We start from the raw sequence: 14813 nt of genomic DNA, 5'->3' as shown, positions 1-14813 counted from the left end.
AAAATGAGAGCTGGGACAACAATTGTTCCAGCTCTTTGCTTCTCATTTGAAACTCTTATCCAATTCAATCATGCTTATTTTTTGAGAAGCAGGACGTCTATAGGATAGCTGAGTTCGATTTGTGAGTCATAAAAGAGAATAGAGGCAAAAAAGATCTTTGACTTTACTTTTTCTTAAGGGTCTTTTCCTAGTGATTTCAAGGTTTCCGGGTATTTTTAGCTTTACATTTGATAGATTTCCTTTACAATGGATTTAGATAGAGAAATATAATAACGCCTATTCTCCAGCGTGCTAATTAGATGATGAAAAGAGGTGTTGGACTATGGAGATGGAACGTATCAATGAAGATACTATTCGTGTAGTGATCGATAATGAAGATTTAGAAGAAAGAGGAATCACTTTTCTAGACCTTTTAGGGAACCGTAACCAAATTGAAAATTTTTTCTATAGTATCTTAGAAGAAGTAGACGTTGATGATAACTTCCATGAATCTGATGCAATTACTTTCCAAGTATTACCTAAAGGAAATGGTCTGGAATTGTTTATCAGCAAGGATGGTCCACTCAACGAACAGTTAGACTTTTCTTCTACGTCTGAGGACTTTGACTCAGAACATCTTTCGCAATACATCCGCAAACAACTCACTGAAAATCAGGATGATGAAATTGACTCTTATTTAAATGATCCACAAAAAGAAGTGAAAGAAAAAGTATATGAACTAGCACAATTTGAAGACATGATCGGTCTCTCTAAGAGATTACATTTAGAAAATGCGATCTCTAATTTATACTATTACCGAGACCATTATTATATTCAACTGGTTTTCTTTATGGACGAAATGATTGAAGGAAACACAGAAAAAGAAGAAGCTATTGCACTGGAATTTGCCCACCATACGACTGTAACAGGTTCTGTTTTAGAAGAACATGGGAAACAATTAATGGAAAAGAGTGCATTGGAGTTGACAAGATACTATTTCAAATCATAAGTGGCGCATTTTCAGCAGAAGTGTTGACATGAGAAAAAGAAGTCATCAGTGTTAGCTCATGAGTTTGATGATTTGTTCAAAAAAGTTTGAGTATAGAAGAGAAAAGGATTGAAGTAGACAGGAAACTGTTCTGCTTCAATCTTTTTTTGTCGGTCCTACATATTTAACGTTGATCAATAAAAAAACATTTTTTAATTCATGTTAAACCGGTTAGTATCCCACTTTTTTAGCAATGTTAGAAGATGAAGAAACTTTTTGTCCAAAAAAATGGAACAAAGCATATTCTTCGTACATTATTAGAAAAGAGGAGGAATGCACATGTTAAAAGCTTTAGATACTCAACATAGATTGATCAACGCAGAAATTGCTAAAGAAAAAGAACATTTTTATTGTCCAAGTTGTCATGAAACAGTGTTTTTAAAAAAAGGTACATTTAAACAACCTCATTTTGCTCATTATCAACATAGTGAATGCCAAGCTTTTTCAGAAGGTGAATCAGAAGAACACTTATTAGGAAAAAAATGTTTATATGAATGGTTTGAGAAACAACACATTCCTTGCCAGATGGAGGCGTATTTGCCAGAGTTGAGTCAGCGTCCTGATTTATTGATTTGGCCTCCTGGAGGGAAACCTACAGCAATTGAATTCCAATGCAGTTCTTTGTCAACCAAGCGAATGATCGAAAGAACAAAAGGATATCAAATGAATGGCTATGAGGTTTTCTGGATCATGGGAAAGAAGTTTCATTTACACCATAAAATTTCTTCGTTTCAACGGCTGTTTTTAAAGAATGGAGAAGTTGCTCGTAATGTCTATCTGCAATTTAACAGCGAGACGACTGAATTGAAAATACTGACTAACTTAGGAGTCTATCCATCTTCAACGTCTATTTTCTATGATACCTTTACATTTTGTCTCCATGATAAACCGATTACACTCGATGAATTAAAGTGGATCGTACAACATGGAAAGGCAAAAAATAAAGAACATTTTTCATTGCTGAAAAGTCATGACTATTTAAACAAAGGCCGGTTATTTCAAGATGCTAAAATGGTTCAATTCCAAAAATATATCTATTGCAAAGGCTATTCACTCATTTCTTTGCCGTTAGAAGTTTATATACCGATAAAAAATGATATCTATATTCAATCTATTTCGCATTATTGGAAATTTATTTTGTTGGACTGGGTCATTAGTCAAGGCATCGGTCAAGTGATCGATCGTTTTCAATTCGAACAAAAAATCAAACAAATGATCATAGAAAAGAAAATAGCTTTTTATACATTGCCGTGTTTATCAAAAGACATTACACACCAAACGTGGAAGCAGTTTGTTTCAGTTTTGATTGCGCAACAAATCTTGTTGCCAGTTTCTTCTGATGCTTGGTTGATTAGGAAGAAACCATATCTTTTTCAATCAGAGTCAGAGAAATTAGCTATTTTTAAGAAACAAGATGAACGGACTATGACGAAACAGCATTCATTGAATTTGAAATAAAAAATAAGCTAAAAAAGGTATTTTAGACCCCTCATGATGCTGAGTTATGTTAAGATTAAAAAGTGATGATGAAAAGAGGAGGCTAAAAGATGAACGAATCTAAAGGTTTACCAAATAGAAAAGAAGTTCCAGAAAAACTGACATGGGATTTAAGTGTCATTTTTAAAACGGATCAAGATTTTGAAGCAGCTTACCAAGCAGTGGATAATCAATTGAGTGACATGACAAGCTTTAAAGGAAGACTAAATGAAGGAGCAGAGGTGTTTCAACAAGCGATTGAAAAGTTGTTGACCGTATCGAACCAATTGGAAACAGTGTATGTATACGCCCATATGAAAAATGATCAAGATACTGCGAATGCAACTTATCAAGGAATGTACGAACGTGTTTCAGCTTTGGCGGCTAAAACAGGTGAAGCGATGTCTTGGTTTGAACCAGAAGTTTTAAAAATCCCAGAAGCACAACTTAATAGCTACTTTGAAGAAAATAGCAATTTGACTATTTATCGACACTTTATCGAACAAATGACAGAAAACCGAGCACATACTTTGTCAGCAAATGAAGAAGCCTTGTTGGCAGGAGCCAGCGAGTTATTCTCTGCTTCTAGTAAAACGTTCAATGTACTGAACAATGCAGATTTGCAATTTCCAGTTATCAAAGACGAGGATGGGAATGATATTCAATTGTCTCATGGTGTATACGGTCAATTGATGGAAAGCACAGATCGTTCTGTAAGAGAAGCAGCTTTTAAAAACTTATATAAAGTTTACGAAGGATTGATCAACACTTTCGCAAGCACGCTTTCATCTAATGTGAAGTACCATAACTATGATGCAAAAGTACATCACTATCATTCTGCTCGAGAAAAAGCGTTATCTGCAAATCATATCCCTGAATCCGTTCATGAAAACTTGTTGGAAGTCGTCAGTGACCATTTGCCTTTGCTGCATCGTTATGTAGCCTTAAGAAAAGAGTTATTAAATGTAGAAGAATTGCACATGTATGATATGTATACACCTTTAACAGGCGAAGCAGGAATCAAGTATGCTTACGAAGAAGCAAAAGAAGCAACATTAAAAGCTTTGCAGCCTCTTGGGGAAGAGTATCGAAAAGTACTCGAAACAGCTTTCCATGATCGCTGGATCGATGTTGTTGAAAATAAAGGTAAGAGAAGCGGTGCTTATTCTTCAGGTGCTTATGAAACCAATCCTTACATCTTATTGAATTGGCATGATTCTTTGAATCATCTATATACGCTCGTACATGAATTGGGGCATAGTGTTCACAGTTACTTTACTAGAAGTAACCAGCCATATGTGTATGGAGATTATTCTATTTTCCTTGCAGAGATCGCTTCGACTACGAACGAAAACATCTTAACAGATTATTTACTGCATACACAAAAAGATCCGCATATACGGGCTTATGTTTTAAACCACTATTTAGATGGATTTAAAGGAACGATTTTCCGTCAAACTCAATTTGCTGAGTTTGAACATACGATCCATGAAGAGGCGGCAAAAGGGACGCCGTTAACGAGCGATTACCTTACAACATACTACGGTGAATTGAATGCTCGTTATTATGGACCTTCTGTAGAAAAGGACCCAGAGATTGCTTTAGAATGGTCACGAATACCTCATTTTTACTATAACTATTATGTTTATCAATATGCTACTGGTTTTTCAGCAGCTACTGCTTTAGCAGATAAGATTACTAAAGGAGAAGAAGGAGCTTTAGATCATTACTTAGCGTATTTGAAAGCTGGAAGCAGCGATTATCCAATCGAAGTGATGAAAAAAGCAGGCGTGGATATGACGCAGAAAGGTTATATTGAACAAGCGATGCGTGTCTTTGAAATGCGCTTGAATGAACTGGAAAAACTTGTACAAGAACTAAAGAAATAAAAGAGAGCAAAAACAAGAGAAGTTGAGGTCTTTTATCCTCAGCTCCTCTTGTTTTTTGGATTTAGAGGCGTACAAAATAAAAAGACCTTGAACAGGCCTTTTTTTGTTTCAAATAAAACATGTTTTATTTGAAGAATAAGAGCAAAACCGAATGAAACAAATCATTAATTCAAAACTCTTAAAGCTGGTTTTTCTTTTGAAGCAAGATGTTCTGTAATCATGGCTTTATCAGCACATAAACGAGTCAACAATTCAGCAGTTACGCTTTCTTCAATCAGGACACCAAAATCAAACAGTGCCTCATTATAAATCACACATGACGTTGTAGAAGAGATGTGCATTTCAGTTGCTACTTTTTGATCAGCTAGAAAAACAGTTCTAGCATAATCAGATGCTTTGTCTTCTAAAAACATCGGAACGTCTAATTTTGCTTCACGTGCTTTCTCAACGACTAAGTCTTGTGAATAGATTTTTTGTTCTTCAAATAATCCTTTTTGCAAGGCTAAAAGAAAATTCCGTGCTTTCTTTTTACCTTGCATTGTTGCAGCTGCATAGGCTAAACAAGCGTCATACATTTGTGAATAAAGTGCGTTTCTTTTGTCTAAGTCTTTTTCAGGAATGTGATGAGCTGACATATATTGAGACAAGGTATTAAAGTTAAGGAAAGGCATAAAATGGATTTTATTTTTTTTTGTTTGATTTTCAGCAAAAGCTAATACGTTTTTTTCGTCTTGATAAGATGCTTGTTCAAAAGGGTTAATAAACAAATAAACCTCAAGCACTTGGTTTTTAGATTGCATTTTTATCTTCACCTTATTATCGTATATTTACTGTCTACAGGAGTTTGTCCCTTGCAGTAAATATACTTTATCAAAAATAAATTATTTTTTGTAACTTGAATACCTGATTTTTAAAAAAAGTTTGTCCTGTTGTAACAATGTTGCCACAATTATGAACAACTCTGCAAAAAGGCTATTCATTTAGGTGAGCTTCTTTCATGCGAAGGATCTTATTTTTGGTTTCACGTCTCGGAATATGATGCTGATTCAAAAAGTGAGCAAAGAAATGACTACCTGCTAATTCTTCTTGAGCTTCATATTCTAATTCGTAATCAACTGTTCCAAAATACTCGCTTTTATCTAATACGAGCAATCCATGGGATAGTTCTTTTTCAAACCGTGTTGTTTTTAACGAACCGATTATTCTTAGATCAGAAAGGGAAATGGCCATCTTTGATAAAGTTTCATTAACAGCGCCTTCTTTTTTGATCTGTTCTTTTTTTATCAGTTGCCGGGCTTCTTCTAACTGCAGCGCATCCGTTGTTTCCATCAAATAGGTTTTAAAAGGTGTCTTTAATGTTTGTTCAGCTTTATCAGCAAATAAGCGAATACGAAGAGCGGCATGGCTGTTCTCTAATGTTTTATCAACAGTATCAAAGTAAATATTTTCTTGTACAAAAAAATCACTTTCTTTTACTTGGTACAGGTTTAATAGGGTTTGATATTCCTTTTCAGTTAATAGGTTTTTAAATTCGATCTCTGGCGTTTTGCTCATTTTCTTCTCTCCTTATCACATTTAATGATACACTTCTTTTTAGATAAATGTTTAAAAGTTGCTGAGTTTATTTTCATCCTACCATATTTTGAGACCAGTGTAATTCTTCTTTAATGCAAACTATGTTAAAATAAAAGTATTGAATACATTTAACAGAAAAGAAGGTTAGAAACGATGGAAATAAATTGGGATGCATTTCTAGCCCCTTATGCGCAAGCCGTTGAGGAATTAAAAGTCAAGCTGAGAGGGATCAGAAAACAATACCGGCAAGGCAATACTCACGTTCCCATTGAATTTGTGACAGGACGTGTTAAACCAGCCGACAGTATTTTAGCAAAGGCTGATTTGCGACATATCGCATTGGAAAACTTAGAATCAGAAATGCAAGATATCGCCGGTTTGCGAATTATGTGTCAATTTGTAGAAGATATCCAAGATGTTGTAAAAATGCTGAAAAAAAGAAAAGATTTTACAATTATTGATGAAAAAGATTATGTGATGCACAAAAAAGAAAGTGGTTATCGTTCTTACCATGTGGTGATCGAATATCCTGTGCAATTGATCAATGGAGAAAAAAAGATTTTAGCAGAAATTCAAATCCGCACACTGGCGATGAATTTTTGGGCCACGATAGAACATTCTTTAAATTACAAATACCAAGATGAACTGCCGCAAGAAATCAGTGAACGGTTAGAAAGAGCTGCAGAAGCTGCTTTCCAATTGGATGAAGAGATGTCTCAAATCAGAGAAGAAATTCAAGAGGCACAGCACTTGTTTTCTTATAGTAAGGGCAGGAAAAAGAAAGAAAGCGGCCAAGATCGACTTTCATAGGAATAAAAAAACAGAAGGAGGCAAACCGTGAAAATTGGGATCGTACACAATAATAGTGAAAAAACATTGCCTGTAGTAAAAAAGCTGCAAGCCCTATTGTCACATCACCAACTGACCATTGATACAAAAAATCCAGAGATCGTGGTGACGATTGGCGGAGATGGGACGCTCTTATCTGCATTCCATCGTTACGCTCATATGTTGGACAAAGTACGTTTTGTTGGGGTGCATACAGGACATTTAGGTTTTTATACTGACTGGCGTGATTACGAAATCGAAGCACTTGTAGAAAGTTTAGTCAAAGATGAAGGAGAAAGTGTGAGTTATCCTTTGCTTGATGTCATTGCTCGTTATCAAGGAAAGAAAGAGGCAGCTCATTTTTTGGCCTTGAATGAGTCTACTATCAAGCGCGTGAACGGCACAATGGTCTGTGACGTTTATGTTAAAGAAGAATTGTTTGAGCGGTTTCGAGGAGATGGAATGTGTGTTTCTACACCTACTGGATCGACCGGTTATAATAAGTCTGTTGGAGGAGCTGTTATTCATCCTCGTTTAGATGCCATACAGTTGGCGGAGATCGCTTCCATCAATAATCGTGTTTTTCGAACATTGAGTTCTCCTATGATCATCCCCACAGATGAATGGATCGTTTTAAAACCACTAACAACAGAAGGATTTATTTTAACGATCGATCATCTCACCTCATCGGAAAAGAATGTTACAGAATTAAAGTACCGCGTAGCAAATGAAAGAATACACTTTGCTAAATACCGACATACCCATTTTTGGAACCGTGTCGAAGCAGGATTTATAGGAGCACAACAGAAGTATGAGGTTTAATTGGATATACGAAAAAAATGAATCACTTCAAATCAAAACATTTTTAAAACAGCAAGGCGTGTCGAAAGGTCTTCTTGCTAGGGTTAAGTTTCATGGAGGCAAAATTGAAGTCAATCAGGAAGAAAAGAATGTCTTGTACTATCTACACAAAGGGGAGACGTTAGCTTTAACGATCCCTGATGAACAAGGAACAGAGGCCATTTCGGTTTCGCATGAGCCTATTTCGATCGTATTTGAAGACGAACATATTCTGATTATTGACAAACCTGCCGGCGTAGCTTCTCTGCCTTCTAATATTTATGTGAAGGATACGATGGCTAATCGAGTAAAAGGTTACTTTATCAGACAAAAGTATGCGAGTACTGTGATTCATATCGTCACACGTTTAGATAAAGATACATCAGGGTTGATGATCTTTGCTAAACATCGGTATGCGCATGCTTTAATGGATCAACAACTGCGTTTAAAACAGATCCAAAAGAAGTATGTAGCAGCCATTAATGGACATTTACAGCAAAATCACGGTATGATCAACGCACCTATTGCAAGAACGGATCATTCCATTGTAACGCGAAGAGTTCATGACAGCGGGAAACCAGCATTGACAGAGTACTGGGTACGAGAAACGTTTGAAAAAGGAACCTTAGCGGAAATTCAGTTGCATACAGGAAGAACGCATCAAATTCGGGTTCACTTTAGCTATATTGGCCATCCATTGATTAGTGATACGCTGTATGGAGCACCTGAAGATCAGTGGATCTCCAGGCAGGCGCTGCATTGTCGTGAATTGACTTTTACTCATCCTTTAACCAAACAGCCGGTGAACTTTAAAACAGATGTTCCAAGCGATTTAAGAGAATGGCTGCGCCATCAGAAAATAGTTTCATATACGCAGAAAGGAAGGTTAATGTGAGAAACGTATCTTCATATCCAGAAGCAAAAGCGGATTATTTACAATATTTTTTAAATAAAGGGAAAATTAAACCTTTTCGAAAAGAATTTCTTTCTCTTCACAATTATGATCAAGCGCAATTTTACTTGTCTTTATCAGAAGAAGAAAGGAAAAAACTATATCATTTTCTCTCTCCTGCAGAGATGGCGGATTTATTCGAAGAAATCGAAGAAGAAAATGAGGAAACTGAACAATATCTAAAAGAAATGAACAAACAATATGCTGCGGATATGTTGAGCAAAATGTATACAGATAATGCAGTCGATATTTTGAAACAATTAGAAGTCGCTGATCAGCAAAAATATTTAGCTTTGATGCCTAAAGAAGAGGCGGGCGAATTGATCGACTTGCTGGATTACAAGCAAAGTACAGCTGGTTCGATCATGACAACAGAATTTGCTTTTATATTTGCTGGTCAGACGATCAAAGAAGCCATGGCGGATATCAAGAGACAAGCACAAGAAGCTGAAACGATCTATTACATTTATGTAGTGGATGCGGAAAGGAAATTAGTGGGCGTTCTTTCATTAAGAGACTTGATTTTGCGCAGCGATGATGAATTGATTCGGGATATCATGGGGGAACGCGTGATTTCTGTCCATATCAACGAAGATCAGGAAGATGTCGCTCATACCATTCGAGACTATGATTTACTAGCCGTTCCAGTCATCGATGAGGAAAACAGGCTTGTCGGGATTATCACGGTTGATGATATTATTGATGTTATTGATGAAGAAGCAGCAAGCGACTATTCTGGATTGGCTGCCGTTGACGTAGAAGAAAGAACGGAAAATCCTTTTGTTGCCGCATCAAAGCGTCTTCCTTGGTTGATTACTCTACTCTTTTTAGGGATGGGTACTTCAACGCTGATCAGCCGCTATGAAAGCATGGTCAGCACGGCAAGCATCTTAGCTGTTTTTATTTCTTTGATCACTGGTACGGCCGGAAATGCGGGAACTCAATCATTAGCCGTAGCCGTCCGAAAATTAGCAGATAAAGATAATGAAAAGAAGAATAACCTGAAACTGATCTTTAAAGAGTTAGCAACTGGTTTGGTCAGTGGACTGGTTACAGGGTTAGTGATTTTTCTCGTAGTCGGAATTTGGCAGCACAATTTTATCTTAGGATTTGTGATTGGAATGGCTATGCTTTGTGCCATAACAGTAGCCAGTCTTGCTGGAAGTTTTATACCATTGCTAATGGATAGACTAGGCTTTGATCCTGCAGTCGCAAGTGGACCTTTTATTACAACGCTCAGTGATTTGACCAGCGTCTTTATCTATTTTACGATTGCTTCATACTTTTTGTCGTTCTTTTGAGCAATTGAAGAATGAGCAAAAAATAGACAGAACTTGTCAAAAAAGCATCCCTTTAAAGCGTTTCAGCTTAAAGAGAAGCTTTTTTTTAGAGTTCAAGTGTCATTGTGTGATGAGGAATGCCTGCATCCATAAAGCCTTCGCTTGTGATAGTATAGCCTAATTTTTCATAGAAATGAAGTGCATGATCTTGTGCATCTAAAACTAAAGATTTTCCATGTCGCTCTAGAACAAACCGTTTGATCTCTTTCATTAAGTCGGCTCCATATTGTTTACCGCGCTGTTCTTTTAGCACAGCAACGCGCTGTACTTTGTAAATGTCAGAAGAGGTTTCATAAATGCGGGCAGTTGTTACGGGTTCGTCTTTCAAGTAACCGACCACATGGATCGTTTGATCTTCTAATTCATCTATCTCTAGCTCAAGTGGCACATGTTGTTCTTCCATGAAAACTATTTTTCTGATTTTTAAGGAATCCTGATATGTTTTTGATTGCAAGTCTTCTGTCCAATGATAGTTCATCTTTTATTCCTCACTTCGTTAAGAGATAAGGTAAGGTTAGCACAAGAAAAGTGAAAAGCCTACTAAAATAAATTGCTGTTTTTGATCAAAAAAAGTTCTATGAATCAAGTCAGTTCTGTTGGAAGGGTTTCTTTGTCGAAATGTTTCGATTATACTGAAGGTATCAATAAAGAAAGAATGGTGGAAGTATTGAAAGAAAAAACAATTGAAAAAGTTGGGGAGTTAACCATGATCCCATCTCCAACAGGAAATACTTTTATGATCATCAAGAAGATCAAAGAACAGTTAGAAAGCTATGGCTACCAACCTGTTTTGAATCGTAAAGGCAGCTTGATGCTGACAGTAAAAGGCAAAGACGAGGAAAGACAGCGATTTATCACTGCTCATGTTGATACATTGGGGGCAATGGTACGCGCAATTAAACCAGATGGACGACTGAAAATCGATTTGATTGGCGGTTTTCGTTTCAATGCAGTGGAAGGAGAATATTGCACTATTCATACAGCAGGAGGCAAAACGTTTAGCGGAACGATCCTCATGCATCAAACCAGTGTTCATGTCTATAAAGACGCTGGAACGGCTGAAAGAAACCAAGAAAATATGGAAGTCAAAATTGATGAAAAAGTTTCTTCTGCAGATGAAACAAGTTCACTGGGTATCGCAGTAGGAGACTTTATCAGTTTCGATCCAAGAACGGAGATTATGGATAATGGCTTTATTAAGAGCCGTCATTTGGATGATAAAGTCAGCGTAGCTATTTTATTATCTTTTCTAGAAAAGTATTCAGAGGAAGGTTGGGAATTGCCTTATACGACTCATTTCTTTATTTCCAACAATGAAGAAATCGGCTATGGTGGAAATTCCAATATATCTGAAAAAGTGGAGGAATATCTAGCCGTAGATATGGGCGCAATGGGAGACGACCAACAAACAGATGAATACTCTGTGTCTATATGTGTGAAAGATGCTAGTGGTCCGTATCATTACTTATTCCGTCAACGACTGACTGAATTATGCCAGAAAAATCATATCCCCTATCAGCTTGACATCTATCCTTATTATGGCAGTGATGCTTCGGCAGCAATGAAGGCCGGTGCCGATGTTAGACACGCCTTAGTTGGAGCTGGTATTGATGCAAGCCATGCTTATGAGCGAACACATGAGGAATCAATCAAAGCAACTGAAGAACTTGTACAAGCTTACTTGATGTCAGCAATGCATTAAAAAGACGGAAATCATGCTTAAAAAATCTTATCATGAAGGAGAAATGATGAGTGAAACAGTTGAATGAATCAAAACTGATGTATTGGTCAGTGTGGTTACTAGTGATGGCTTGTTTGATCTTCGTTTTAACGAAGATTAATTTTGTTTTTTATCCAGTGACCACTTTTATAGCGACCTTGTTCACACCAATATTAACAGCAGGTTTTTTGTACTACCTGTTGAATCCTTTAGTCAATGTATTGGGAAAAGTGAAAGTAAAACGTACTTATGGTATTGCTTTAGTCATGATATTATTTATTAGTTTAGTGATCGTTACCCTCATCAGCTTTTTACCCAAAATTGTTGACCAGATTGCTCAGTTGATCCGTAATGTTCCAGTGTTCGCTTCAGAGCTAGAAACATTTTTTACTAGTTTAAATGATCAGTCCTGGATGCAAGGGTTAAAGGTAGAAAGCATTTTAGATAATGTTGGTTTGACTTTTGAAAGAATGTCAAATATCGTGTTGACTTCTGTTTCTTCTAGTTTATCTTCCTTGATAGGGATTATAACGAATACAGCTATTTTTGTCGTGACTGTACCGATCATGCTTTTTTACATGCTGCTTGATGGAGAAAAATTGCCACGTGCGATTGCACGTTTTATTCCAAAGGATTACCGCACAGAGATGATTGGCTTATTAGGGGAGATGAATAAAACTATTTCATCCTATATTAGTGGACAAGGTTTAGTTTGCTTGTTTGTCGGTACATTCACTTATTTGGGCTATCTTCTCGTAGGGCAAGATTATGCGATGTTATTTGGCCTGATCGCGGGTGTAACGAATATCATTCCTTATATCGGCCCGTTTATTGGTGCAGCGCCTGCTGTCATCGTGGCTTTGACGGTTTCACCGGGGCAGGCTATTCTGACAACGCTTGTCGTGCTTACTGTTCAGCAGATAGATGGTAATTTTCTTTCGCCAAATATCATTGGGAAAACATTATCGATTCATCCATTGACCATCATTGTTATATTGCTTGTAGCAGGCAACATAGCCGGGATGCTAGGGCTGATTTTAGGTGTACCTTCTTATGCTGTTGTCAAGACAATCGTGATCTATCTTCATGATATGTGGACGCTAAGAAACAAATATCGCATGTATAAAATGAGTTGAATGGGTGATCATCTGATGGTGTCTATTCAGAATAAGAATGCCATTTTAGCCTGAATACAATATAAAATAAGAACAAGAGGATCCTGTAAAGACATCTCATGAAAAGTGAGTTTCTTTATAGGATTTTATGCGTTTAAACAATTTTTTTATGTTTTTTGTAAAAAAATGCACATTTTAATAAAAAAGTTGATTAAATTGTTTTAAAAAGTTTGTGAAGTATGTTATATTGTTAAATGTAGCAGAAAGGAATAGTTAAATGTTCCATATGCCTTAATTTTTAGATCAATATCGTTGATCTTTAGGAGGAATTATTTTGAAAGTAGTAGTAATCGGCTGTACACATGCAGGTACTTCAGCAGTAAAAACAATCTTAAATGATAATCCAGAAGTTGAAGTTTCTGTTTACGAGCGAAATGACAATATTTCATTTCTGTCTTGCGGTATTGCGCTTTATGTAGGCGGCGTTGTGAAAGATCCAGCAGGTCTATTTTATTCAAATCCTGACGAGTTAGCTCAAATGGGAGCAAGCGTTCATATGGAACACAATGTAACAGAGATTGATACAGAAGCTAAAAAAGTAACAGTAGAAAACTTGAAAACAGGCGAAACTTTTGAAGAAAGTTACGACAAATTAGTGAACACTACAGGTTCTTGGCCAATTGTTCCACCTATCAAAGGGATCGACTATAAAAACATTTTGTTGTGTAAAAATTACAACCAAGCAAATGAAATCATTGCACAAGCAAAAGACAAACAAAACATCACGATCGTTGGTGGAGGCTATATTGGAATCGAATTAGTAGAAGCCTTTGCTGAATCTGGTAAGAATGTGACGTTGATTGACGGTTTAGACCGCATTTTAAATAAATATTTAGACAAAGAATTCACAGACGTTTTAGAAAGCGACTTGCAAAAACGCGGCATCACACTTGCATTAAATCAAACAGTTAATGGCTTTGAAGCAAATGAAGCTGGCGAAGTTGTAAAAGTAACCACTTCTGAAAATTCTTTTGATGTTGATATGGTCATCATGTGTGTGGGCTTCCGTCCAAACAATGAACTGCTGAAAGACAAAGTAGACATGATGCCAAATGGTGCGATTCTTGTAGATGAATATATGAGAACCAGCAATCCTGACATTTATGCAGCTGGAGATAGCTGTGCAGTTCACTACAATCCAAATGGTGGTTCAGCTTACATTCCATTGGCTACAAACGCTGTTCGTATGGGAACATTAGTAGGTAAAAACATTATGGAACCTGCAGTTAGATACAGAGGAACTCAATCTACTTCAGGATTACATCTATTTGGTTTTAACATTGGTTCGACTGGTGTGACAGACAATAGTTCATCTGTTTTTGGTCTTGAAACACGTTCTGTGATGGTAGAAGACAACTACCGCCCAGAATTTATGCCAACCAATGAAAAAGTAATGATGAAACTCGTTTATGAAGTTGGGACAAAACGTATTGTCGGCGGACAATTGATGTCTAAATACGATGTCACTCAATCAGCAAACACTTTATCATTAGCGATCCAAAACAAAATGACGATTGAAGATTTGGCTTATGTTGATTTCTTCTTCCAACCACATTTTGACCGTCCATGGAACTACTTGAATATTCTAGCACAAGCAGCTGTGGAACAAGAAAGAAAGTTGGCTGCAGGAGAAAAAGCAACAGTATAAACAGTTTATCTGATCAAAGAGGTCTGCCGTTAAAGAATGGCAGACCTCTTTGATTTGTGGGCTCTATAATATATAGTGTTGGTGGACCAATCGGTTCACTGGCACTATTTTTTGTTTTTAAATGAAAAAAGACCAGTGAACTCCTATAATTAAGTTACCACACAAAAGAATAGGAGAATTCACATGGCCTACACTCATTCTATAAAAAAATTGCTCAATATTAAAGACCCAAATGTTCAATTAGCTGAAGTTCCCGTTACAAAGGAAAAGAAAAAGGATCAAGAATATCTGGTAGTACACGGAAAATTGACCTATCGACCTTCCTGCTGTAAACTTTGCGGCG

General features: G+C 36.7%; 13 protein-coding genes. 10 read left to right on the top strand and 3 right to left on the bottom strand.

What is annotated here, in order from left to right:
* Window positions 1-322: 322 nt before the first annotated feature.
* The 3 genes from BM057_RS06410 to pepF all read left to right on the top strand — a co-directional run bounded on the left by BM057_RS06410 (window position 323) and on the right by pepF (window position 4392).
* Window positions 323-988: an adaptor protein MecA gene (locus tag BM057_RS06410; protein WP_047392576.1), complete on the top strand. Its 666-nt coding sequence runs from the start codon at window positions 323-325 to the stop codon at window positions 986-988.
* 318 nt (window positions 989-1306) lie between these two features.
* Window positions 1307-2485, top strand: a complete 1179-nt coding sequence (locus BM057_RS06405) for a competence protein CoiA (RefSeq protein ID WP_177186185.1) — start codon at window positions 1307-1309, stop codon at window positions 2483-2485.
* An 89-nt stretch (window positions 2486-2574) separates the two neighbouring features.
* A complete protein-coding gene (gene pepF, locus BM057_RS06400) occupies window positions 2575-4392 on the top strand; it encodes an oligoendopeptidase F (RefSeq protein ID WP_092092297.1) in 1818 nt (605 codons plus the stop codon).
* A gap of 164 nt (window positions 4393-4556) precedes the next feature.
* Here the strand turns inward: pepF and BM057_RS06395 are convergent, their stop codons facing one another.
* Together BM057_RS06395 and BM057_RS06390 are read right to left on the bottom strand one after the other, a co-directional pair.
* Window positions 4557-5192, bottom strand: a complete 636-nt coding sequence (locus BM057_RS06395) for a DsbA family protein (RefSeq protein WP_092092295.1) — start codon at window positions 5190-5192, stop codon at window positions 4557-4559.
* 172 nt (window positions 5193-5364) lie between these two features.
* Window positions 5365-5946, bottom strand: coding sequence for a CYTH domain-containing protein (locus BM057_RS06390; RefSeq protein WP_092092293.1), 582 nt, complete (start codon window positions 5944-5946; stop codon window positions 5365-5367).
* Between the two features lie 174 nt (window positions 5947-6120).
* Between BM057_RS06390 and yjbM the strand changes: the two genes are divergently transcribed.
* The 4 genes from yjbM to mgtE are packed head-to-tail and all read left to right on the top strand — an operon-like array spanning window position 6121 to window position 9888.
* Window positions 6121-6777 carry a GTP diphosphokinase gene (yjbM, locus tag BM057_RS06385; protein WP_092092291.1) on the top strand — a complete coding sequence of 219 codons (657 nt, stop codon included), beginning with the start codon at window positions 6121-6123 and terminating at the stop codon, window positions 6775-6777.
* A gap of 27 nt (window positions 6778-6804) precedes the next feature.
* On the top strand, window positions 6805-7617 hold the full coding sequence (locus BM057_RS06380; RefSeq protein WP_092092289.1) for an NAD kinase: 813 nt from the start codon (window positions 6805-6807) through the stop codon (window positions 7615-7617).
* A complete protein-coding gene (locus BM057_RS06375; RefSeq protein ID WP_092092287.1) occupies window positions 7607-8530 on the top strand; it encodes an RluA family pseudouridine synthase in 924 nt (307 codons plus the stop codon). Before BM057_RS06380 ends, BM057_RS06375 begins: the two co-directional genes overlap by 11 nt.
* The gene (gene mgtE / locus BM057_RS06370) at window positions 8527-9888 is read left to right on the top strand and encodes a magnesium transporter (protein ID WP_281246064.1); all 1362 of its coding nucleotides are present in this window, start codon (window positions 8527-8529) and stop codon (window positions 9886-9888) included. The genes BM057_RS06375 and mgtE overlap by 4 nt, the downstream gene beginning before the upstream one ends.
* An 85-nt stretch (window positions 9889-9973) precedes the next feature.
* Here mgtE and BM057_RS06365 read toward each other — a convergent pair whose 3' ends face one another.
* Window positions 9974-10405 carry a GNAT family N-acetyltransferase gene (locus BM057_RS06365; RefSeq protein ID WP_092092283.1) on the bottom strand — a complete coding sequence of 144 codons (432 nt, stop codon included), beginning with the start codon at window positions 10403-10405 and terminating at the stop codon, window positions 9974-9976.
* Window positions 10406-10582: 177 nt separating this feature from the next.
* Here BM057_RS06365 and BM057_RS06360 point away from each other — a divergent pair, with 177 nt between their 5' ends.
* From BM057_RS06360 to BM057_RS06350, 3 genes are all read left to right on the top strand, one after another.
* Window positions 10583-11629: a M42 family metallopeptidase gene (locus tag BM057_RS06360; protein ID WP_092092336.1), complete on the top strand. Its 1047-nt coding sequence runs from the start codon at window positions 10583-10585 to the stop codon at window positions 11627-11629.
* A gap of 50 nt (window positions 11630-11679) precedes the next feature.
* Window positions 11680-12783 (top strand): AI-2E family transporter, encoded by a 1104-nt coding sequence (locus BM057_RS06355; RefSeq protein WP_245741854.1) that lies wholly within the window; start codon window positions 11680-11682, stop codon window positions 12781-12783.
* A gap of 313 nt (window positions 12784-13096) precedes the next feature.
* Window positions 13097-14470 (top strand): FAD-dependent oxidoreductase, encoded by a 1374-nt coding sequence (locus tag BM057_RS06350; protein WP_047390044.1) that lies wholly within the window; start codon window positions 13097-13099, stop codon window positions 14468-14470.
* Window positions 14471-14813: the final 343 nt, after the last annotated feature.

This window comes from Pisciglobus halotolerans, from assembly GCF_900113675.1.
Classification (GTDB): Bacteria; Bacillota; Bacilli; order Lactobacillales; family Carnobacteriaceae; genus Pisciglobus; species Pisciglobus halotolerans.
Note: the sequence above shows the minus strand (reverse complement) of the source record. Positions and strands in the feature narration are given on the sequence as shown.

Excerpts from the sequence above, each read along its gene's own strand:
- pepF (WP_092092297.1), top strand. The coding sequence starts at position 2,575 with ATGAACGAATCTAAAGGTTTACCAAATAGAAAAGAAGTTCCAGAAAAA.
- BM057_RS06375 (WP_092092287.1), top strand. The coding sequence starts at position 7,607 with ATGAGGTTTAATTGGATATACGAAAAAAATGAATCACTTCAAATCAAA.
- BM057_RS06410 (WP_047392576.1), top strand. The coding sequence starts at position 323 with ATGGAGATGGAACGTATCAATGAAGATACTATTCGTGTAGTGATCGAT.
- BM057_RS06365 (WP_092092283.1), bottom strand. The coding sequence starts at position 10,405 with ATGAACTATCATTGGACAGAAGACTTGCAATCAAAAACATATCAGGAT.
- BM057_RS06395 (WP_092092295.1), bottom strand. The coding sequence starts at position 5,192 with ATGCAATCTAAAAACCAAGTGCTTGAGGTTTATTTGTTTATTAACCCT.
- BM057_RS06405 (WP_177186185.1), top strand. The coding sequence starts at position 1,307 with ATGTTAAAAGCTTTAGATACTCAACATAGATTGATCAACGCAGAAATT.
- yjbM (WP_092092291.1), top strand. The coding sequence starts at position 6,121 with ATGGAAATAAATTGGGATGCATTTCTAGCCCCTTATGCGCAAGCCGTT.
- BM057_RS06390 (WP_092092293.1), bottom strand. The coding sequence starts at position 5,946 with ATGAGCAAAACGCCAGAGATCGAATTTAAAAACCTATTAACTGAAAAG.
- BM057_RS06360 (WP_092092336.1), top strand. The coding sequence starts at position 10,583 with ATGGTGGAAGTATTGAAAGAAAAAACAATTGAAAAAGTTGGGGAGTTA.